Origin of the sequence: Micromonospora sp. WMMD734 (genome assembly GCF_049178975.1) — a bacterium.
Lineage (GTDB): Bacteria > Actinomycetota > Actinomycetes > Mycobacteriales > Micromonosporaceae > Micromonospora > Micromonospora wenchangensis.
Genome location: NZ_JBMHMK010000001.1, coordinates 3,176,367 through 3,197,746, shown reverse-complemented (window position 1 = coordinate 3,197,746; position 21,380 = coordinate 3,176,367). Strand labels below are relative to the sequence as shown.

The 21,380-nt window shown below is 72.2% G+C and carries 20 protein-coding genes and 1 pseudogene; 20 read left to right on the top strand and 1 reads right to left on the bottom strand.

Features of this window, described 5'->3' with window-relative positions:
- Positions 1 to 8 precede the first annotated feature (8 nt).
- From ACN267_RS13575 to nusB, 7 genes are all read left to right on the top strand, one after another.
- On the top strand, positions 9 to 896 hold the full coding sequence (locus tag ACN267_RS13575; RefSeq protein ID WP_281898885.1) for a sulfotransferase family protein: 888 nt from the start codon (positions 9 to 11) through the stop codon (positions 894 to 896).
- A gap of 99 nt (positions 897 to 995) precedes the next feature.
- Entirely contained in the window at positions 996 to 2,174 is a 1,179-nt protein-coding gene (gene aroC, locus ACN267_RS13570) for a chorismate synthase (protein ID WP_204961381.1), read from the top strand.
- A 28-nt stretch (positions 2,175 to 2,202) separates the two neighbouring features.
- A complete protein-coding gene (locus tag ACN267_RS13565) occupies positions 2,203 to 2,709 on the top strand; it encodes a shikimate kinase (RefSeq protein ID WP_204961382.1) in 507 nt (168 codons plus the stop codon).
- Between the two features lie 108 nt (positions 2,710 to 2,817).
- Positions 2,818 to 3,894 carry a 3-dehydroquinate synthase gene (aroB, locus tag ACN267_RS13560; protein WP_204961383.1) on the top strand — a complete coding sequence of 359 codons (1,077 nt, stop codon included), beginning with the start codon at positions 2,818 to 2,820 and terminating at the stop codon, positions 3,892 to 3,894.
- Complete coding sequence (aroQ, locus tag ACN267_RS13555) at positions 3,891 to 4,349, top strand: type II 3-dehydroquinate dehydratase (RefSeq protein ID WP_204961384.1); 459 nt, start codon at positions 3,891 to 3,893, stop codon at positions 4,347 to 4,349. The genes aroB and aroQ overlap by 4 nt, the downstream gene beginning before the upstream one ends.
- Before the next feature lie 127 nt (positions 4,350 to 4,476).
- On the top strand, positions 4,477 to 5,034 hold the full coding sequence (gene efp / locus ACN267_RS13550; RefSeq protein WP_088645221.1) for an elongation factor P: 558 nt from the start codon (positions 4,477 to 4,479) through the stop codon (positions 5,032 to 5,034).
- Between the two features lie 23 nt (positions 5,035 to 5,057).
- Positions 5,058 to 5,468, top strand: a complete 411-nt coding sequence (gene nusB / locus ACN267_RS13545) for a transcription antitermination factor NusB (protein ID WP_204961462.1) — start codon at positions 5,058 to 5,060, stop codon at positions 5,466 to 5,468.
- A 92-nt stretch (positions 5,469 to 5,560) separates the two neighbouring features.
- Here nusB and ACN267_RS13540 read toward each other — a convergent pair whose 3' ends face one another.
- Positions 5,561 to 6,049, bottom strand: coding sequence for a transcriptional regulator (locus ACN267_RS13540; protein WP_013285505.1), 489 nt, complete (start codon positions 6,047 to 6,049; stop codon positions 5,561 to 5,563).
- Between the two features lie 286 nt (positions 6,050 to 6,335).
- Here ACN267_RS13540 and pyrR point away from each other — a divergent pair, with 286 nt between their 5' ends.
- The 13 genes and pseudogenes from pyrR (at position 6,336) to metK (ending at position 21,325) form a co-directional block, all read left to right on the top strand.
- Positions 6,336 to 6,917: a bifunctional pyr operon transcriptional regulator/uracil phosphoribosyltransferase PyrR gene (gene pyrR / locus ACN267_RS13535; protein WP_204961385.1), complete on the top strand. Its 582-nt coding sequence runs from the start codon at positions 6,336 to 6,338 to the stop codon at positions 6,915 to 6,917.
- Between the two features lie 49 nt (positions 6,918 to 6,966).
- Positions 6,967 to 7,920 carry an aspartate carbamoyltransferase catalytic subunit gene (locus tag ACN267_RS13530; protein ID WP_204961386.1) on the top strand — a complete coding sequence of 318 codons (954 nt, stop codon included), beginning with the start codon at positions 6,967 to 6,969 and terminating at the stop codon, positions 7,918 to 7,920.
- Entirely contained in the window at positions 7,917 to 9,248 is a 1,332-nt protein-coding gene (locus ACN267_RS13525) for a dihydroorotase (RefSeq protein WP_281898877.1), read from the top strand. Before ACN267_RS13530 ends, ACN267_RS13525 begins: the two co-directional genes overlap by 4 nt.
- A gap of 120 nt (positions 9,249 to 9,368) precedes the next feature.
- Positions 9,369 to 10,568 (top strand): glutamine-hydrolyzing carbamoyl-phosphate synthase small subunit, encoded by a 1,200-nt coding sequence (gene carA, locus ACN267_RS13520; protein ID WP_307821455.1) that lies wholly within the window; start codon positions 9,369 to 9,371, stop codon positions 10,566 to 10,568.
- Entirely contained in the window at positions 10,561 to 13,956 is a 3,396-nt protein-coding gene (gene carB, locus ACN267_RS13515; RefSeq protein WP_204961389.1) for a carbamoyl-phosphate synthase large subunit, read from the top strand. Before carA ends, carB begins: the two co-directional genes overlap by 8 nt.
- Positions 13,957 to 14,104: 148 nt before the next feature.
- The gene (locus ACN267_RS13510; RefSeq protein ID WP_281898872.1) at positions 14,105 to 15,154 is read left to right on the top strand and encodes a quinone-dependent dihydroorotate dehydrogenase; all 1,050 of its coding nucleotides are present in this window, start codon (positions 14,105 to 14,107) and stop codon (positions 15,152 to 15,154) included.
- 91 nt (positions 15,155 to 15,245) lie between these two features.
- A complete protein-coding gene (locus ACN267_RS13505) occupies positions 15,246 to 16,520 on the top strand; it encodes an adenosylmethionine--8-amino-7-oxononanoate transaminase (RefSeq protein ID WP_421488826.1) in 1,275 nt (424 codons plus the stop codon).
- 72 nt (positions 16,521 to 16,592) lie between these two features.
- Positions 16,593 to 17,432 carry an orotidine-5'-phosphate decarboxylase gene (gene pyrF / locus ACN267_RS13500; RefSeq protein ID WP_204961392.1) on the top strand — a complete coding sequence of 280 codons (840 nt, stop codon included), beginning with the start codon at positions 16,593 to 16,595 and terminating at the stop codon, positions 17,430 to 17,432.
- Between the two features lie 174 nt (positions 17,433 to 17,606).
- Complete coding sequence (mihF, locus tag ACN267_RS13495; protein WP_067309448.1) at positions 17,607 to 17,924, top strand: integration host factor, actinobacterial type; 318 nt, start codon at positions 17,607 to 17,609, stop codon at positions 17,922 to 17,924.
- Positions 17,925 to 17,949: 25 nt separating this feature from the next.
- Positions 17,950 to 18,481 (top strand): annotated as a pseudogene (locus ACN267_RS13490) (guanylate kinase); the annotation flags it as partial.
- Positions 18,482 to 18,555: 74 nt separating this feature from the next.
- A complete protein-coding gene (rpoZ, locus tag ACN267_RS13485; RefSeq protein WP_007075826.1) occupies positions 18,556 to 18,819 on the top strand; it encodes a DNA-directed RNA polymerase subunit omega in 264 nt (87 codons plus the stop codon).
- Positions 18,820 to 18,833: 14 nt separating this feature from the next.
- A complete protein-coding gene (gene coaBC / locus ACN267_RS13480) occupies positions 18,834 to 20,042 on the top strand; it encodes a bifunctional phosphopantothenoylcysteine decarboxylase/phosphopantothenate--cysteine ligase CoaBC (RefSeq protein ID WP_281898862.1) in 1,209 nt (402 codons plus the stop codon).
- A gap of 89 nt (positions 20,043 to 20,131) precedes the next feature.
- Positions 20,132 to 21,325, top strand: coding sequence for a methionine adenosyltransferase (metK, locus tag ACN267_RS13475; RefSeq protein ID WP_204961395.1), 1,194 nt, complete (start codon positions 20,132 to 20,134; stop codon positions 21,323 to 21,325).
- Positions 21,326 to 21,380 lie beyond the last annotated feature (55 nt).

The window sequence follows — 21,380 nt, the reverse complement described above, 5'->3', positions numbered from 1 at the left end:
GGAAGACGATGACGATCCGCGACCGCCTCAAGGGTGTGGTCCCGCACCAGGTCAGCCACCAGGTGCGCAGCTCGTTGGTCCGCTACGGCGAACGGACCAGCGACCGCCGGCCGCTGCCGGACTTCCTGATCACCGGCACCAAACGGGGCGGCACCACCTCGCTGTGGCGATACCTGCTGGCGCACCCCCTGGTGCCCCGGCTCTTCCCGGCCTGGAACACCAAGACCTCGCACTACTTCGAGGAGAACTGGGGCCGGGGTGAGGCGTGGTACCGGTCGCACTTTCCGACGGTCCGGCACCGGCAGGCCCTGGAACGCCGGCACGGTGGGCCGGTCCGCGTCGGTGAGGCCGCGCCGCTGTACATGTTCCACCCGCTCGTCGCGCAGCGGGTCGCCGAGCTGATGCCCGACGTCCGGTTGATCTTCCTGCTCCGGGACCCGGTGGAGCGGGCGTACTCGCACTGGAAGGAGCGGCGTACCGAGGGCAGGGAGCCGCTGGACTTCGCCGAGGCGCTGGCCCGGGAGGAGGAACGGACGGCGGGGGAGCGGGAGCGGCTGATCGCCGACCCGACGTACTTCAGCGAGGCGTACGACTGGTACACCTACCGGGCCCGGGGCCGCTACCTGGAGCACCTGACGCCGTGGCTGGACCGGTTCGACCGTTCCCAGCTGCTGATCCTGCCCAGCGAGACGCTGTACGCCGAGCCGGCCGCCACCTATGCCCGGGTGCTGGACTTCCTCGGCCTGCCCCCGCACCGGCTCGCCGCCTACGAGGCGCACAACCACCGGCGCAGCAGCGCCATGCCCGAGCAGGTACGGGAAGAGCTGAGCGCGCACTTCGCCCCGCACAACGCGGCGTTGGAACAGCGACTGGGGATGCGCTTCGACTGGTCGTGAACCCGGTCGACGGCCCGCCCGACGCAGCTCGGCGTCCGCAGGGCGGGACGGACCGGACAGGGTGCCGACGCCGGCACCGGGCGTGACAGACTGACCGTCGTGTTGCGTTGGCTGACTGCAGGTGAATCGCATGGTCCGGCTCTGGTGGCGTTGCTGGAGGGGGTGCCCGCCGGGGTGGCGGTGACCACCGGTGAGATCGCCGGTGAGTTGGCGCGTCGTCGGCTCGGCTATGGCCGGGGCGCCCGGATGGCGTTCGAGCAGGACGAGGTCGAGCTCGTCGGTGGCCTGCGGCACGGATTGACGTTGGGTAGTCCGGTCGCGATCCGGGTGGGTAACTCCGAGTGGCCGAAGTGGCAGACGGTGATGGCCGCCGACCCGGTCGATGCGGACGAGTTGGCGAGTCAGGCGCGGAACGCCCCGCTGACCCGTCCCCGGCCTGGCCACGCCGACCTGGCCGGCATGCAGAAGTATGGTCACACCGACGCCCGGCCGATCCTGGAGCGGGCCAGCGCCCGGGAGACCGCTGCCCGGGTGGCGGTGGGCACCGTGGCGAAGGCCCTGGTGAAGCAGGCCCTCGGCATCGAGATCGTGTCGCACGTGGTGGAGCTCGGCTCGGTGGCCGCGAAGCCGGGGTTACGGCCGACGCCCGAGGACGCGCAGCGGATCGACGCGGACCCGTTGCGGTGCCTCGATCCGGACGCGAGCGCCCAGATGGTCGCCGAGGTCGACGCCGCGAAGAAGGCCGCCGACACGTTGGGCGGGGTGGTGGAGGTGTTGGCGTACGGGGTGCCGCCGGGCCTGGGTAGTCACGTGCAGTGGGACCGGAAGCTCGACGCCCGGTTGGCGACGGCGTTGATGTCGATCCAGGCGATCAAGGGCGTCGAGATCGGGGACGGCTGGCAGCAGGCCCGGTCCCGAGGCTCGGAGGCGCACGACGAGATCATGCCGACGGCGACCGGGGTGCGTCGGGTCACCGACCGGGCGGGTGGTCTGGAGGGTGGGATCACCACGGGTGAGCCGGTGCGGGTGCGGGCGGCGATGAAGCCGATCTCGTCGTTGAACCGGGCTCTGGCCACGGTGGACGTGACCACGGGTGAGCCGGCGACGGCGATCAACCAGCGGAGCGACGTGTGTGCCGTTCCCGCCGCTGCGGTGGTCGCGGAGGCGATGGTGGCGTTGGTCCTCGCCGAGGCTGCGGTGGAGAAGTTCGGTGGTGACTCGGTGGCTGAGATCCGTCGTAACGTCGCCGGTTACCTCGACAGCCTGATCATCCGGTGAACAGCGGCAGTCAAGAAGGGCCAACCCGGTGACGAAGCCTGTCTGTGTGCTGGTCGGGGCACCCGGTTCCGGTAAGAGCACCGTCGGCGCGGAACTGGCCACCCTGCTCGGGGTGGCGTTCCGGGACACCGACGCCGACATCGAGCAGATGGCCGGCAAGCCCATCCCGGAGATCTTCATCGACGAGGGTGAGGCGCACTTCCGGGCGCTGGAGCGGGCCGCGGTGCTGGCGGCGCTGACCTCGCACGCCGGGGTGCTGGCCCTGGGTGGTGGGGCGATCCTCGCCGAGGAGAACCGGGCCGCGCTGGTCGGGCACACGGTGGTGCATCTGTCGGTGGAGTTGACCGACGCGGTGAAGCGGGTCGGGCTCGGTGCCGGCCGGCCGTTGCTGTCGGTCAACCCGCGCGCCACCCTGAAGCACCTGATGGACCAGCGTCGGCCGCTCTACGCGGAGGTCGCGACCGCGACGGTGGTCACCGACGGCCGGACGCCGGAGGAGATCGCCGCCGAGATCGTCACCCTGATCAGGCCCTGACCGCGCCCACCCGACGCCGGCCCGGCCGTCGGGTCACGCCGGGAGGCCGGGCCGCCATCAGGTGGACATTCCCCGTGCCGGGGCCGGGGCTGGACTAGGCTGCCGGCGATGGACGAGGTGACCCGGATTCCGGTCGGCGGCGAACGGCCGTACGACGTACTGGTCGGGCGGGGCCTGCTGGCCGAGCTGCCCGCGTTGCTGCCCGACGCGACCCGGACGGCGGTGCTGTACGCGCCGCCCCTGCGGGCGTTGGCCGAGGAGATCGGCGGGCGGTTGGCCGGGGCGGGGATCACCCCGTTGGCGATCGAGGTGCCCGACGCCGAGGCGGGCAAGCGGGTCGAGGTGGCCGCCGACTGCTGGGAGCAGCTCGGGGCGGCCGGCTTCACCCGTACCGATGCGGTGGTCGGGGTGGGCGGCGGTGCGGTGACCGACCTGGCCGGCTTCGTCGCGGCCTGCTGGTTGCGTGGGGTGCGGTGGGTGCCGGTGGCGACGTCGCTGCTCGGCATGGTCGACGCCGCCGTCGGCGGCAAGACCGGGGTGAACACGGCGGCCGGCAAGAACCTGGTGGGGTCGTTCCACCCGCCGGTCGGGGTGCTGGCCGACCTGGGCACGCTGGACAGCCTCCCGCCGGCCGACCTGGCCGCCGGGCTGGCCGAGGTGGTCAAGTGCGGTTTCATCGCCGACCCGGTGATCCTGGACCTGGTCGAGGCGGACCCGACAGCCGCCGTCGACCCGACCGGCCCGGTGGCCCGGGAGCTGATCGAGCGGGCGATCCGGGTGAAGGCCGACGTGGTCTCCGGTGACCTGCGCGAGTCGGGGGTGCGGGAGGTGCTCAACTACGGGCACACGCTGGCGCACGCGATCGAGAAGGTCGAGGGGTACCGCTGGCGGCACGGGCACGCGGTCTCCGTCGGCACCGTCTATGCCGGCACCCTGGCCCGGTTGGCCGGCCGGCTGGATGTGGCGACCGCGCAGCGGCACCGCAGCGTGCTGGCGGCGCTGGACCTGCCGACCAGCTACCCGGCGGACGCCTGGCCGGAGCTGCTTTCGGCGATGCGGGTGGACAAGAAGGCCCGGGGCAGCCGGTTGCGGTTCGTGGTGCTCGACGGCCTGGCCCGCCCGGCGATCCTGGACGGCCCGGACGACGAGCTGTTGCACGCCGCCTACCGGGAGGTCAGCCGGTGACCACCGGGACCACCCCCCGGGTGTACGTGCTCAACGGGCCGAACCTGGGCCGGCTGGGCACCCGCCAGGTCGACGTGTACGGGGTGACCAGCTACGCCGACCTGGTGAAGCTCTGCGTCGAGACGGGCCGTGAGCTGGGATTGGACGTGGTGGTGCGGCAGACCGACGCGGAACACGAGCTGGTCGGCTGGCTGCACGGGGCAGCTGACGAGGGCGCGGCGGTGGTGCTCAACCCGGCGGCCTGGTCGCACTACTCGATCGCGGTGCGCGACGCCTGCGCGTTGCTGCGCGCCCCCCTGGTCGAGGTGCACATCTCCAACATCCACGCCCGGGAGGAGTTCCGGCACCACTCGGTGGTGTCGGCGGTGGCCACCGGGGTGATCTGCGGTCTCGGCGTGGACGGCTACCGGCTCGCGCTGCGGCATCTCGCCACCCGGCTCGACGGGGCCGCCTGATCCCCCGTTGGTCACTCTGTGTGACGGTCGGGGGGTGGGTCGGGCCCCGGTCGACGGCCCCGCCACCGATTAGACGCAGCTAGTAGACTTGTCAGGTCTGTCCGCCAATTGATGATCAAGGCAGGAAATGGCATCCACCAACGACCTCAAGAACGGCCTGGTACTCAACCTCGACGGGGAGCTGTGGTCCGTCGTCGAGTTCCAGCACGTCAAGCCCGGTAAGGGTGGGGCGTTCGTCCGCACGACGCTGAAGAACGTGCTGTCCGGCAAGGTCGTCGACAAGACCTTCAACGCGGGCACCAAGGTCGAGACCGCCACCGTCGACAAGCGCACCATGCAGTACCTCTACGCCGACGGTGAGGACTACGTCTTCATGGATCTGGAGACGTTCGACCAGATCACCGTCCCCGGCGGCACCGTCGGCGAGGCCGCCAACTACCTCCTCCCCGAGGCCGAGGCGACCGTCGCCACCCACGAGGGTGTTCCGCTCTACATCGAACTGCCCACCAGCGTGGTGCTCCAGGTCACCTACACCGAGCCGGGTCTGCAGGGGGACCGGTCGACCGGCGGCAACAAGCCGGCCACCGTCGAGACCGGCGCGACCGTGCAGGTGCCGCTGTTCATCACCACCGACGAGAAGATCAAGGTCGACACCCGCGACGGCCGTTACCTCGGCCGGGCCTGATGGCCGAGGGCGCCAAGCAGCAGATGCCGGCGCGCCGCAAGGCGCGCAAGCGGGCGCTGGACGTGCTCTTCGAGGCCGACCTGCGGGACCGGCCCCCGGCCGAGGTGCTCGCCGGCTACGTCGAGCGGATCGAGAAGCCGCGTCCGGAGCACCTGGACTACGCGATCGGTCTGGTCGAGGGGGTCGCCGGGCACCTCGACCGGATCGACGAGGTGATCGCCAGCTACGCCGAGGGCTGGACCCTGGACCGGATGCCGGCGGTCGACCGCAACCTGGCCCGGATCGCCGTCTACGAGCTGCTCTACGTCGACGAGATCGACGACGCGGTGGCGATCAGCGAGGCGGTGGAGCTGGCCCGGCAGATGTCCACCGACGACTCGCCGCGTTTCCTCAACGGCATCCTCGGCCGGATCGCCGAGTACGCCACCCGCTGAGCGTGGCCGCCCGTGGCGCGGGCGGGACCTGCGCCGTGACGAGAAGGGCCCGTGCCGGACGGCACGGGCCCTTCTCGTTGCGTGACCGCGGATCAGGAGGCGAAGAACGCCCGCGGGTCGGCGACCAGCACACCGTGCTCGGTGAGCCGTTCGATCAGACCGGACGGCGAGGCGTCGTAGACGATCGCCAGGGCGCGCAGGTCGTCGGCGCGGATGGAGAGCACCCGGCCGTTGTAGTCGCCACGCTGCTGCTGGATGGCACGGGCGTAGCGGGCGACGTAGGCGAGGTCCTCGGAGGCCTCGTCGTACAGCCGCTCCAGGTCGAGGACGATCTTGCTGGTGGGCTCGTGCCGTACCCCGCTGCCGTCGGGCAACAACTCCGAGACGGGAACGCGGTAGAAGTCGGCCAGCTCCGCCAGTCGGGACACGGTGACGGCCCGGTCGCCACGCTCGTACGAGCCGACCACCACCGCCTTCCAGCGTCCGTTCGACTTCTCCTCCACCCCCTGCAGGGACAGGCCCTGCTGCTGGCGGATGGAGCGCAGGCGGGCGCCCAGCGACTTGGCGTATTCAGAGGGCATTCGGACACTCCCAGTGCTGTGCTTTAGGGGTTCTCCCCGCGATCGCTACGGAGCGTGACGGTACGGGGATTGCGACACGTGGTCAAGTGCTCGTGACATTCCCATCGGAGATAGCGGGTGAGTTGTCCGCATTTCACCGTCCTGATCCGGGGATCAGTGGGTCGCGGCGAACGGCCAGGTGACCGCTGGTAACGTGGCCGCCAGCCCCGGTCGGGCCCCCGACCCGACCGGACACCCCCGACATCCTTTAACGACCCGTCCCGTGAGGCGGGGAAGGAGGTCCGCCGTGGCCTGCCCACCGGCTGCCGACCCGTCGCCCGAGCGGCAACCCTCGGTGAAGGTGATCCTCGCCAGCGCCGACGTCCAGCGCGTCGTCGACCGGATCGCCCACCAGATCCTGGAGAAGACCCAGGGCGCCGCCGACACCGTGCTGCTGGGCATCCCCACCCGGGGCGCCCCGCTGGCCCGGCGGCTCGCCGCCCGGATCAGCACCTTCGAGGACGTCGACGTCCCGGTCGGGGTGCTCGACATCACCCTCTACCGCGACGACCTGCGCCGGCACGCCACCCGCGCGGTCGGCCCGACCCAGCTGCCCCCCGGCGGCATCGACGGCAAGCGGGTCGTCCTCGTCGACGACGTGCTCTTCTCCGGCCGCACCGTTCGGGCCGCCCTGGACGCCCTCAACGACGTCGGCCGGCCCGCCTCGGTGCAGCTCGCCGTGCTGGTCGACCGGGGGCACCGCGAGCTGCCGATCCGCGCCGACTACGTCGGCAAGAACATCCCGACCGCGCTCGCCGAGAGCGTCAAGGTCACCCTCGTCGAGACCGACGGCGTCGACGAGGTACGGCTCTGCGGGGAGACCCGGTGACCACGACCCGACGCCACCCGGCAGGCCCGAACGAGAGGCGGCCCCGCTCATGATCAGACACCTGCTCTCCGGGGGCGACCTGGACGCCGGCACCGCCACCGAGATCCTCGACACCGCCGCCGAGATGGCCACGGTCGCCGGCCGGGAGGTCAAGAAGCTGCCCGCGCTGCGGGGCCGTACGGTGGTGAACCTCTTCTACGAGGACTCCACCCGGACCCGGATCTCGTTCGAGGCCGCCGCCAAACGACTCAGCGCCGACGTGATCAACTTTTCCGCCAAGGGTTCCAGCGTCACCAAGGGCGAGAGCCTGAAGGACACCGCGCTGACCCTCCAGGCGATGGGGGCCGACGCGGTGGTCGTCCGACACCCCGCCTCCGGGGCCCCGCACCGGCTGGCCAACTGGGTCGACGGCTCGGTGGTCAACGCCGGTGACGGCACGCACGAGCACCCGACCCAGGCGCTGCTCGACGCGTACACCATGCGGGCCCGGCTGGGCCGGCTCGCCGGCCTGCACGTGGCGATCGTCGGTGACGTGCTGCACTCCCGGGTGGCCCGCTCCAACGTGCTGCTGCTGAGCACCCTCGGCGCCAAGGTCACCCTGGTCGGTCCGCCGACGCTGATCCCGGTCGACTGGGCCGCCCGCGCCGGCGTCGGGTCCGTGGCGACCGACGCCGCCCCCGGCACCGACGTCTGCTACGACCTCGACGCGGTGCTGCCCGGGGTGGACGTGGTGATGATGCTGCGGGTGCAGCGGGAACGGATGAACGACTCCTACTTCCCCTCGGCCCGCGAGTACGCCCGCCGCTACGGGCTGGACGGCCCGCGCCTGCGCCGGCTGCCCGAACACGCGATCGTCATGCACCCCGGGCCGATGAACCGGGGGATGGAGATCACCCCCGAGGTCGCCGACTCGCCCCGCTCCACCATCGTCGAACAGGTCGCCAACGGGGTCTCCGTGCGGATGGCCGTGCTCTACCTGCTGCTCGGAGGGAACAACCGGTGACCGCGTACCTGATCAAGAACGTGAGTGTCGTCGGCGGCGCGCCGACCGACCTGCTGATCCGCGACGGCGTCGTGGCCGAGACCGGCCCCGGGCTGGACGCGCCGGACGCCGCCGTCGTCGACGGCACCGGGCTGGTCGCCCTGCCCGGCCTGGTCGACCTGCACACCCACCTGCGCGAACCCGGCCGGGAGGACGCCGAGACCGTGGAGTCCGGCTCCCGGGCGGCGGCGCTCGGCGGCTACACCGCGGTCTGCGCGATGGCGAACACCTCGCCGGTCGCCGACACCGCCGGCGTGGTCGAGCAGGTGTGGCGGCTCGGCCGGCAGGCCGGGCTGGTCGACGTGCAGCCGATCGGCGCGGTCACCGTCGGCCTGGCCGGCGAGCGCCTGGCCGAGCTGGGCGCGATGGCCGACTCGCCGGCCCGGGTGCGGATCTTCTCCGACGACGGGCACTGCGTCGCCGACCCCAAGCTGATGCGCCGGGCCCTGGAGTACGTCAAGGCGTTCGACGGGATCATCGCCCAGCACGCCGAGGAGCCCCGGCTCACCGAGGGCGCGCAGATGCACGAGGGCGAGGTCTCCACCCGGCTCGGGCTGACCGGCTGGCCGGCCGTCGCCGAGGAGGCGATCATCGCCCGGGACGTGCTGCTCGCCGAGCACGTCGGCAGCCGGCTGCACGTCTGCCACGTCTCCACCGCCGGCAGCGTCGAGGTGCTGCGCCAGGCCAAGGCGCGCGGGGTCCGGGTCACCGCCGAGGTCACCCCGCACCACCTGCTGCTCACCGACGAGGTGGTGGCCGGACACGGCGTGTTGGCCAGCCCCGCGCTCGGGGCCGACTGGAGCCCGACGGCCAGCTACGACCCGGTGTTCAAGGTCAACCCGCCGCTGCGCACCGGCACCGACGTCGCCGCGCTGCGCGCCGCGCTCGCCGAGGGCGTCATCGACGTCGTCGCCACCGACCACGCCCCACACGCCGTGGAGGACAAGGAGTGCGAGTGGGCGTACGCCCGACCGGGCATGCTCGGTCTGGAGACGGCGCTGTCCATCGCCCTCGACGTGCTCGGCCCCCGGTGGGATCTGATCGCCGACCGGATGTCACGGACCCCGGCCCGGATCGCCGGGCTCGACGGTCACGGCCTCGACCCGACGCCCGGGGCACCGGCGAACCTGACCCTGGTCGACCCGGCCGCCCGTCGGGTGGTCGAGCCCGCGGAGCTGGCCAGCCGCAGTCGTAACACCCCGTACGCCCGCATGACGCTGCCGGGTCGCATCGTGGCGACCTTCCTGCGCGGCGAGCCGACGGTCCTGGACGGAAAGGCTGTCAAGTGATCCGAGCGAGGAACGTAGCGAAGCGGAGTCCCGCAGTCCGGATCGGAGGAGACGCGTGATCCGAGCGAGGAACGTAGCGAAGCGGAGTCCCGCAGTCCGGATCGAGGGAGACGCAGCATGGTGAAACGTAGGTCCGCGATCCTGGTGCTGGAGGACGGGCGCACCTTCCACGGTGAGTCGTACGGCAGTGTCGGGGAGACCTTCGGCGAGGCGGTCTTCAACACCGGTATGACCGGCTACCAGGAGACCCTGACCGACCCGTCCTACCACCGGCAGGTGGTGGTGCAGACCGCCCCGCACATCGGCAACACCGGGGTCAACGGCGAGGACGACGAGTCCGACCGGATCTGGGTCGCCGGGTACGTGGTCCGTGACCCGGCCCGGATCGGGTCCAACTGGCGGGCCACCGGCGGGCTGGAGGACCGGCTCGGTGTGGAGGGCGTGGTCGGCATCGCCGGGGTGGACACCCGGGCGCTGACCCGGCACCTGCGGGAGCGGGGCGCGATGCGGGTCGGCATCTCCAGCGTCGAGGACGACCCGCGTGCCCTGCTGGAGCGGGTACGGCAGTCCCCGCAGATGGTCGGCGCTGACCTGTCCGCCGAGGTGAGCACCGCCGCACCGTACGTGGTCGAGGCGGAGGGTGAGCACCGGTACACCGTCGCCGCGCTGGATCTGGGCATCAAGCGCAACGTGCCGCGTCGGCTGGCCGCCCGGGGGGTCACCACCCACGTGCTGCCCGCCGGGTCCACCATCGACGACCTGCTGGCCACCGGCGCGGACGCGGTCTTCTTCTCGCCCGGCCCGGGTGACCCGGCCACCGCCGACGGGCCGGTGGCGCTGGCCCGGGAGGTGCTGAGCCGGCGGATCCCGCTGTTCGGCATCTGCTTCGGCAGTCAGATCCTCGGCCGGGCGCTCGGCTTCGGCACCTACAAGCTCGGCTACGGCCACCGGGGCATCAACCAGCCGGTGCTCGACCGGGCCACCGGCAAGGTCGAGGTGACCAGCCACAACCACGGCTTCGCGGTGGCCTGGCCGGGCCACGGCGACGGGCCGGCCGGTGCGGTCGTCCCCGACCAGGTCATCGACACCGAGTTCGGCGGCGTGCGGGTGTCGCACGTCTGCCTCAACGACAATGTCGTCGAGGGGCTGCGGGCCGTGGACGTGCCCGCCTTCACCGTCCAGTACCACCCGGAGGCGGCAGCCGGCCCGCACGACGCCGACTACCTCTTCGACCGTTTCGCCGAGCTGATCGAGGGCCGTGGCCCCGACGGGCAGCCCGGCGCGGGCCGGAACCACAGCGAGGGGCGCACGAATGCCTAAGCGCGACGATCTCAAGCACATCCTGGTTATCGGCTCCGGGCCGATCGTGATCGGGCAGGCCTGCGAGTTCGACTACTCGGGCACCCAGGCCTGCCGGGTGCTGCGCAGCGAGGGGATCCGGGTCAGCCTGGTCAACTCCAACCCGGCGACCATCATGACCGACCCGGAGTTCGCCGACGCCACCTACGTCGAGCCGATCACCCCGGAGTTCGTCGAGCTGGTGATCGCCAAGGAGCGGCCCGACGCGCTGCTGCCCACCCTGGGCGGGCAGACCGCGCTGAACACGGCGGTCGCCCTGCACGCCGCCGGGGTGCTCGACAAGTACGGCGTCGAGCTGATCGGCGCGAACATCGAGGCGATCAACCGGGGTGAGGACCGCCAGCTGTTCAAGGAGATCGTCGCCAAGGCCGGCGTCCGGCTGGGGCTGCCCGACCCGGACGCGCTGGTGCCCCGCTCGCGGGTCTGCCACTCGATGGACGAGGTCCGCGCCACCGTCGCCGAGCTGGGCCTGCCGGTGGTGATCCGGCCGTCGTTCACGATGGGTGGCCTGGGGTCGGGCATGGCGCACACCGACGAGGATCTGGACCGTATCGCCGGGGCCGGCCTGGCTGCCAGCCCGGTGCACGAGGTGCTCATCGAGGAGAGCGTGCTCGGCTGGAAGGAGTACGAACTCGAACTGATGCGCGACCGGCACGACAACGTGGTGGTGGTCTGCTCGATCGAGAACGTCGACCCGATGGGTGTGCACACCGGCGACAGCGTCACCGTCGCCCCGGCGATGACGCTCACCGACCGGGAGTACCAGAACTTGCGTGACCTGGGCATCGCGGTGCTGCGTGAGGTCGGGGTGGACACCGGCGGCTGCAACATCCAGTTCGCGGTGAACCCGGCCGACGGCCGGATCGTGGTGATCGAGATGAACCCCCGGGTGTCCCGGTCGTCGGCGCTGGCGTCGAAGGCCACCGGCTTCCCGATCGCCAAGATCGCCGCGAAGTTGGCCATCGGCTACACCCTCGACGAGATTCCCAACGACATCACGCGCAAGACGCCCGCCGCGTTCGAGCCGACGCTGGACTACGTGGTGGTGAAGATCCCCCGGTTCGCGTTCGAGAAGTTCCCCGGCGCGGACCCGGAGCTGACCACCACGATGAAGTCGGTCGGCGAGGCGATGAGCCTGGGCCGCAACTTCACCGAGGCGCTCAACAAGGCGATGCGGTCGATGGAGACGTCGGCGGCCGGGTTCTGGACCCGGCCGGACCCGCAGGACGCGACGCGGGAGAACACCCTCGCCGCGCTGGGGATGCCGCACGACGGCCGGCTCTACACCGTGGAGCGGGCGCTGCGGCTGGGCGCGTCGGTCGCCGAGGTGTCGGCGGCCTCCGGCGGGATCGACCCGTGGTTCCTCGACCAGATCGCCGGTCTGGTCGAGTTGCGGGCCGAGATCGTGGCCGCCCCGGTGCTCGACGTCGGGCTGCTGCGCCGGGCGAAGCGGGCCGGGTTGTCCGACCGGCAGCTCGCGGCGCTGCGCCCGGAGCTGGCCGCCGAGGACGGGGTACGCACCCTGCGGCACCGGCTCGACGTCCGCCCGGTCTACAAGACGGTGGACACCTGCGCGGCCGAGTTCGAAGCGACCACCCCGTACCACTACTCGACGTACGACGAGGAGACCGAGGTCGCCGCGTCGGACCGGCCCAAGGTGCTGATCCTGGGGTCCGGGCCGAACCGGATCGGCCAGGGCATCGAGTTCGACTACTCCTGCGTGCACGCCGTCCAGGCGTTGCGGGCCGCCCCGCGCGGCACGGCGGGTGCCGTGGCGGCGGACCCGGCAGGTGCCGTCGGCTACGAGACCGTGATGGTCAACTGCAACCCGGAGACCGTCTCCACCGACTACGACACCGCCGACCGGCTCTACTTCGAGCCGTTGACCTTCGAGGACGTGCTGGAGGTCTGGCACGCCGAGGACTCGTCCGGCCGGGCGGCCGGCGGCCCCGGCGTGGTCGGGGTGATCGTGCAGCTCGGCGGGCAGACCCCGCTGGGGCTGGCGCAGCGGCTCAAGGACGCCGGGGTGCCGGTGGTGGGCACCTCTCCGGAGTCGATCCACCTGGCCGAGGAGCGCGGCGCGTTCGGGGCGCTGCTGGCCCGCGCCGACCTGCGGGCCCCGGCGCACGGCACGGCCACCTCGTACGACGAGGCGAAGGCGATCGCCGACGAGATCGGCTACCCGGTGCTGGTCCGACCGTCGTACGTGCTCGGCGGGCGAGGCATGGAGATCGTCTACGACGACGCCACGCTGCGTGACTACATCGGGCGGGCCACCGACATCTCCCCGGACCACCCGGTGCTGGTCGACCGGTTCCTCGACGACGCCATCGAGATCGACGTGGACGCGCTCTGCGACGCCGACGGCGAGGTCTACCTCGGTGGGGTGATGGAGCACATCGAGGAGGCCGGCATCCACTCCGGCGACTCGTCGTGCGCGTTGCCGCCGATCACGCTGGCCGGCTCGCACCTGACCGAGGTGCGCCGCTACACCGAGGCGATCGCCCGGGGCGTGGGGGTGCGCGGTCTGCTCAACGTCCAGTACGCGCTCAAGGACGACATGCTTTACGTGCTGGAGGCGAACCCGCGGGCGTCCCGGACGGTCCCGTTCGTCTCGAAGGCCACCGCCGTGCCGCTGGCCAAGGCGGCGGCCCGGATCGCCCTCGGCGCGACGATCGCCGAGCTGCGTGCCGAGGGGCTGCTCCCGGCGACCGGCGACGGCGGGGTGCTGCCGCCGGACGCCCCGATCGCGGTGAAGGAGGCGGTGCTGCCGTTCAAGCGGTTCCGCACCCCGGCCGGCAAGGGCGTCGACTCGCTGCTCGGCCCGGAGATGAAGTCCACCGGCGAGGTGATGGGCATCGACACCAGCTTCGGGCACGCGTTCGCCAAGAGCCAGTCCGCCGCGTACGGTTCGCTGCCGACCACCGGGAGGATCTTCGTCTCGGTGGCCAACCGGGACAAGCGTGCGATGATCTTCCCGATCAAGCGGCTGGCCGACCTGGGCTTCGCGATCGTCGCCACCACGGGTACCGCCGAGCTGCTGCGCCGGCACGGTATCGCCTGCGAGCAGATCCGCAAGCACTACCAGGCGGGCGAGGGCGCGGACGCGGTGTCGATGATCCTCGCCGGTGACGTGGCGCTGGTGGTGAACACCCCGCAGGGGTCGGGCGCGAGCGCCCGCTCGGACGGCTACGAGATCCGCAGCGCCGCCGTCACGGCCGACATCCCGTGCATCACCACCGTGCCGGGGGTGGCGGCGGCGGTGATGGGCATCGAGGCCCGCATCCGGGGCGACATGCGGGTGCGCCCCCTCCAGGAGCTCCACGCCGCCCTCCGGGCCGCCCAGTGACCCCCGACCCCCGTTCCCCGCGCGGTCCGCGCCCCCCGCTCGTTTCGGTGATCAAGAGGTTTCGGTCACCGAACGGCGGGCGCGGTGACGCAAACCTCTTGATCACCGACGAGAGCGTCGGTCGGGGGAGCGTCGGCCGGGAGGGGACATGATCTTCGAGAAGGGGGTCCGGCGGGCGCTGTTCCGGATCGGCGGCGGCGACGCGGAGGCGGCGCACGAGTGGACGCTGCGGCGGTTGGCGGCCCTGTCCCGCCGGCCGGCGGCGCTGGCGTTGCTGCGGGCCCGCAACCTGCACCTGGCGCCCCGGACGGTGTTCGGGGTGCAGTTCCCCAACCCGGTGGGCCTGGCAGCGGGGATGGACAAGAACGGGGTGGCCCTGCCGGCCTGGCCGGCGCTCGGGTTCGGCTTCGTCGAGGTCGGCACGGTCACCGCGCACGCCCAGCCGGGCAACCCCCGGCCCCGGCTGTTCCGGCTGCCCGACAGCGCGGCCGTGATCAACCGGATGGGCTTCAACAACGCCGGGGCGCAGGCGCTGGCCGACCGGCTGGCCGCCGCGCCCCGCCCGCTGGGGGTGCCGCTGGGCATCTCGCTGGGCAAGTCCAAGGTGACCCCGCTGGAGGACGCGGTGGAGGACTACCTCACCTCGTACCGGGCGTTGCGCGGGCACGGCGACTACTTCGCGGTCAACGTCTCCTCGCCGAACACCCCCGGGTTGCGGTCGTTGCAGGACAAGGCACACCTGGACGCCCTGCTGGCCGCCCTCGTGGGGGAGAAGCCGGTGCTGGTGAAGATCGCCCCGGACCTCACCGAGCCGGCCGTGGCCGAGCTGCTGGAGGTGTGCCTGGCCCGGGGCGCGGCCGGCGTGATCGCCACCAACACCACCCTGGCCCGCGACGGGCTCGCTCCCGCCGACCGGGCCCGGGGCGTCGAGACCGGTGGCCTGTCCGGCCGTCCGCTGACCGGGCGGGCCCGGGAGATGGTCGCGTTCGTACACCGGGAGACCGGGGGCCGGCTCCCGGTGATCGGGGTCGGCGGCATCCTCGACCCGGACGACGCGGCCCGGATGTTCGACGCGGGGGCCAGCCTGGTCCAGCTCTACACCGGGTTCATCTACCGGGGCCCGGCCCTGGTGCGGGCCGCCGCCCGGGTCCCGGCCGGGGCCGTCCGGGCGGGCGACCGGGTGGTGGGCGGCCGGTGAGCCGGCGGGCACGTCCGGCGTTCCGGTCGTGTCCGCCCGCAGCGCCCGTGCGCCCCGACGCCACCACCGACGAGGGTACGGAGGAGCACGCGTGACGCCCGAGGAGATCCTGACCGTCGACCGGGCCCGGGTCTGGCACCCGTACGCGGCGCTGCCGCCGGCCCACCCGCCGTACGTGGTGCACAGCGCGCAGGGTGTCCGGCTGCGGTTGGCCGACGGCCGGGAACTGGTCGACGGGATGTCGTCGTGGTGGGCGGCGATCCACGGGTACCGGCATCCGGTGCTGGACGCTGCGGTCACCGACCAGCTCGGCCGGATGAGTCACGTGATGTTCGGCGGGCTCACCCACGAGCCGGCGGTCCGGCTGGCCGAGACGCTCGTCGAGCTGGCCCCGCCGGGGTTGGCGCACGTCTTCCTGGCCGACTCGGGCTCGGTGTCGGTCGAGGTGGCGATCAAGATGTGCCTGCAGTACCAGCGGGCCACCGGCCGGCCGCAGCGTCGCCGCCTGGGCACCTGGCGGGGCGGTTACCACGGCGACACGTTCCACCCGATGAGTGTCTGCGACCCGGAGGGCGGCATGCACCACCTCTGGGGGGACGTGCTGCCCCGGCAGGTCTTCGCGCCGGTGCCGCCCGGCGGTTTCGCCGACCCGCCCGACCCGGCGTACGTGACGGCGTTGACCGACGCGGTCGCCCGGCACGCGGACGAGTTGGCGGCGGTGATCGTCGAGCCGGTGGTGCAGGGGGCCGGTGGGATGCGGTTCCACCACCCCGGGTACCTGCGGGTGCTGCGCGAGGTGACCCGGGCGCACGGGGTGCTGCTGATCTTCGATGAGATCGCCACCGGATTCGGCCGGACCGGGTCGATGTTCGCCGCCGGGCACGCCGGGGTGACCCCGGACGTGCTCTGTGTGGGCAAGGCGCTCACCGGCGGCTACCTCACCCTGGCGGCGGCGTTGTGCACGCCGGAGGTGGCCCGGGGCATCTCCGCCGACGGGGTGCTGGCCCACGGCCCGACGTTCATGGGCAACCCGTTGGCCTGTGCCGTCGCCAACGCCTCCCTGGGGCTGCTGCGGGCCGGTGACTGGGCGGCCGAGGTGGCGCGGGTGGGTGCGGGGCTGCGGGCCGGTCTGGAGCCGTTGCGGGGGGCGCCGGGGGTGGCCGACGTCCGGGTGCTGGGCGCGATCGGCGTGGTGCAGCTGGACCACGAGGTGGATCTGGCGGCGGCGACGGCCGCCGCGGTGGACCGGGGCGTGTGGCTGCGCCCCTTCCGCGACCTGGTGTACGCGATGCCGCCGTACGTGACGGGGGACGACGACGTGGCCCGGATCGCGGCCGGGATCGCCGCCGCCGTCGCGGCCGGCTGAACACCGGGGCGCAACCGGGGCGGCGACCGTCCGCCCCGCAGCAGCGGAACGCGAGACGAGAGGGAGCAACGGATGGAGACCTTCGGAACCCGGCTGCACCGGGCGGTGGCCGAGCGGGGGCCGCTCTGTGTGGGCATCGACCCCCATCCGGGTCTGCTGGCCCGCTGGGGCCTTGAGGACGACGTCGACGGTCTGGAACGGTTCGTCCGGACCGTCGCGGAAGCGCTCGGTGACCGGGTTGCGGTGTTCAAGCCTCAGTCGGCCTTCTTCGAGCGATTCGGGAGCCGTGGAGTGGCGATTCTTGAGTCAACTATCCGACAGTTACGTGATGTTGGGGCGCTCGTTCTTCTCGACGCCAAGCGTGGCGACATCGGTTCGACGGTCGCCGCGTACGCTTCCGCGTACCTTGATCCATCCAGCCCGATGTATGTCGACGCGCTCACGGCGAGCCCCTACCTGGGAGTAGGTTCGCTGGCCCCGATGTTCGAGACGGCCGCTGCGCACGGTGGCGGGGTCTTCGTGTTAGCGCTCACCTCGAACCCCGAAGGGGCGGAGGTGCAGCGTGCCGTCACCTCCGGTGGGCGCACCGTCGCACAGCTTGTTATCGATGAGATTTCCCAGCTCAACCGGGGTGCTGAGCCGCTGGGCAGCTTCGGACTGGTGGTCGGCGCGACCATCGGCGACACCGGTCACGACCTGTCCCGGGTCAATGGCCCACTGCTCGCACCGGGTCTCGGCGCGCAGGGTGCGACGGCCGCCGACCTACCCACCGTGTTCGGTCCGAACCTGTCCGCAGTGTTGCCGTCGTACTCCAGGGAGGTGCTCAACGCGGGTCCGGACGTCGACGCGTTGCGGACCGCCGCGGCCCGGGTGGCGGCCGACTGCCGGCACATTCTGGCTTCCGGACACTGACTGACGGCTCGGTCACTTTACGTTGATCATCGCGCGTCCACGTTGCCGAAAACTCCGTCGAACGCTAGTTTTCCCCGCGCTGGGAACCACGGACCTCTTTGGTTGCCAGCGACACCACGTTTCACAGAGCGGCGGTGCGTTCCGCCCGTCGCGATAGGGACCTGAGGAGAACTGGTGCCGCTCCCGTCACTGACCCCCGAGCAGCGCGCTGCCGCGCTGGAAAAGGCCGCGGAGATCCGCAAGGCCCGTGCTGAGCTGAAGGAGCAGCTCAAGCAGGGCAAGACCACCCTGGCCGCCGTCCTTGCGCGGGCCGAGTCCGACGATGTCGTCGGCAAGCTCAAGGTGTCGGCCGTGCTGCAGGCGATGCCGGGTATCGGCAAGATCCGGGCCACCCAGATCATGGAGAAGCTCAAGATCGCCGACAGCCGCCGCCTGCGTGGCCTGGGCGAGCAGCAGCGCAAGGCGCTGCTTGGAGAGTTCGCCGCCAACTGACCGCCGCAGCAGGTACAAACAAGCGGTGAGCACGGATGAGGAGGCGTGCCCGGCGGCACGGCTCACCGTCCTGACCGGACCTTCGGGTGCCGGCCGGGGCGGTGTGGTCGAGGCGGTCCGGGCGCGTTCTCCCGCCGTGTGGGTGCCGGTCCCGGTGACCACCCGGGCGCCTCGCACCGGCGAGTCCGACGGCGTCGACCGGCTCTTCCGGGAGCCGGCCGAGTTCGACCGGATGATCGCCGCGGGCGAGCTGCTGGAGTGGTCCCGGGCCGGGCCGTACCGCCGGGGCACGCCGCGCGCCCCGCTGATCGAACGACTGACGCGGGGCCGGCCGGTGCTGCTGCCGTTGGACCCGCCCGGGGCGCTCGTCGTCCACGCGGCCCTGCCGCAGAGCAGCCTGGTGCTGCTGCTGCCGCCCGGACACCGTCCGGACCCGGTCCTGGCGGCCCGCGCCACGCGCGCCGTCCACCACGACCGCACCGAGCGCGCCGCCGCTGAGCTGGTAGGCTTGCTCGGTTCGTCCTAATCTGGCTCCCGCCCGGCCACCGCAACGTGGTCGAGCGACCGGCCGCCCCGCGCGGCCGAGCGACCAGCCGCGTCCGCGCGGACACTTCAGAGGCAGAGGTATTTCGTGGGATCCATCGCCAACCCCGAGGGCATCACCAACCCGCCGATCGACGAGCTGCTGGAGAAGACCACCTCGAAGTACGCGCTGGTGATCTTCGCCGCCAAGCGGGCGCGTCAGGTCAACGCCTACTACAGCCAGCTCGGCGAGGGCCTGCTGGAGTACGTCGGCCCGCTCGTGGAGACCACCCCGCAGGAGAAGCCGCTCTCCATCGCCATGCGCGAGATCAACGCGGGCCTGCTCACCGCCGAGCCGACCGACCAGCCGTAACCCCCGTACCCCCGATGTCCGCCGAGATCGTGCTCGGAGTCGGCGGTGGCATCGCCGCCTACAAGGCGTGCGAGCTGCTGCGGCTGTTCACGGAGTCGGGCCACCGGGTCCGCGTCGTGCCGACCGCGTCGGCGCTCCGCTTCGTCGGGGCGCCGACCTGGGCGGCACTGTCCGGCCAGCCGGTCGCCGACGACGTCTGGTCCGCGGTGCACGAGGTGCCCCATGTGCGGCTCGGCCAGCAGGCCGACCTGGTGGTGGTCGCGCCGGCCACGGCCGACCTGCTCGCCCGGGCCGCCCACGGCCTCGCCGACGACCTGCTCACCACCACCCTGCTCACCGCCCGTTGTCCGGTGGTGCTCGCCCCGGCGATGCACACCGAGATGTGGGAGCACCCCGCCACCGTCGCCAACGTGGCCACCCTGCGGGCCCGGGGGGTACGGGTGATCGAGCCCGCCGTCGGCCGGCTCACCGGTGCCGACAGCGGCAAGGGCCGGCTACCCGACCCGGCCGAGATCTTCGCGGTCGCCCGGCGGGCCCTCGCCCGGGGTGTCGACGCCCCCGCCGATCTGGCCGGCCGGCACCTGGTGGTCACCGCCGGCGGCACCCGGGAACCCCTCGACCCGGTCCGTTTCCTCGGCAACCGGTCCTCCGGCAAGCAGGGTTACGCGTTCGCCCGGGCCGCCGTCGCCCGGGGCGCCCGGGTCACCCTGGTCGCCGCCCACGTGTCGCTGCCCGACCCTGCCGGGGTCGACCTGGTCCGGGTGGGCACCACCGAGGAACTGCGGGTGGCCACGCTGGCCGCCGCGGAGACCGCCGACGCGGTGGTGATGGCGGCGGCGCCGGCCGACTTCCGTCCGGCCAGCTACGCCACCGGCAAGATCAAGAAGTCGGACGACGGCAGCGCGCCGACCATCGCGCTGGTCACCAACCCGGACATCGCCGCCGAGCTGGGCCGTCGCCGTCGACCGGAGCAGGTGCTGGTGGTGTTCGCCGCCGAGACCGGCGACGCCGAGGCCAACGGCCGGGCCAAACTCGCCCGCAAACGCGCCGACCTGGTCGTCGTCAACGAGGTCGGCGTCGACAAGGTCTTCGGCGCCGAGACCAACGCGGCCACCGTCATCGGTGCCGACGGCAGCGTGCACCACCTACCCGAGCAGGCCAAGGAGGACCTGGCCGACCAGGTCTGGGACCTGGTGCGTGACAGGTGGCCCGCCCGGTCCTGAACGGTGGATGCCGCCTCGCCCGGTCGTGAGCGCTACGCGAGGGTGACTAGACTGCTGCGGAACGATTATCTAAAGAGCTTAGGAGTGCCGTGACACGCCGCCTCTTCACGTCCGAATCGGTCACGGAAGGCCACCCGGACAAGATCGCCGACCAGATCAGCGACGGGATCCTCGATGCCCTGCTGACCCAGGACCCGCACAGCCGGGTGGCGGTCGAGACCCTGATCACCACCGGTCAGGTCCACGTCGCCGGCGAGGTGACCACCAAGGCGTACGCCGACATCCCGACCATCGTCCGCGAGACGATCCTCGGCATCGGCTACGACTCGTCGAAGAAGGGCTTCGACGGCGCTTCCTGTGGCGTCAGCGTCTCCATCGGCGCGCAGTCGCCGGACATCGCCCAGGGCGTCGACAACGCCTTCGAGCTGCGGACCGGGGCGTCGGAGAGCGCGTTGGACGCCCAGGGTGCCGGCGACCAGGGCATGATGTTCGGCTTCGCCTGCTCCGAGACGCCCGAGCTGATGCCGTTGCCGATCGCGCTGGCGCACCGGCTGGCCCAGCGGCTGTCCGCGGTGCGCAAGGACGGGACGATTCCCTACCTGCGGCCGGACGGCAAGACCCAGGTCACCATCGAGTACGAGGGGCTGCGCCCGGTCCGACTGAACACCGTCGTGGTGTCCAGCCAGCACGCCGCGGACATCTCGCTGGACTCGCTGCTCACCCCGGACGTGCGGGACCACGTCATCGCCCCGGAGCTGGAGAGCCTGGGCCTGGACACCGAGGGCTACCGGCTGCTGGTCAACCCGACCGGCCGGTTCGAGATCGGTGGTCCGATGGGTGACGCCGGCCTGACCGGCCGGAAGATCATCGTCGACACCTACGGCGGGTACGCGCGGCACGGTGGCGGCGCGTTCTCCGGCAAGGACCCGTCCAAGGTGGACCGCTCGGCCGCGTACGCGATGCGGTGGGTGGCCAAGAACGTGGTCGCCGCCGGGCTGGCCGAGCGCTGCGAGGCGCAGGTCGCGTACGCGATCGGCAAGGCCCACCCGGTGAGCCTGTTCATCGAGACCTTCGGCACCGAGAACGTGCCGGTCGAGCGGATCGAGCGGGCCGTCGGTGAGGTCTTCGACCTGCGTCCGGCCGCGATCATCCGGGACCTCGACCTGCTGCGCCCGATCTACCAGCAGACCGCCGCCTACGGCCACTTCGGCCGGGAGCTGCCGGAGCTGACCTGGGAGAGCACCGACCGGGCCGCCGACCTGAAGTCGGTAGCGGGCGCCTGACCGGCACCGCGCCCAGCGACCGGCGACCCGCTGACGGGTCGCCGGTCGCTCGGGT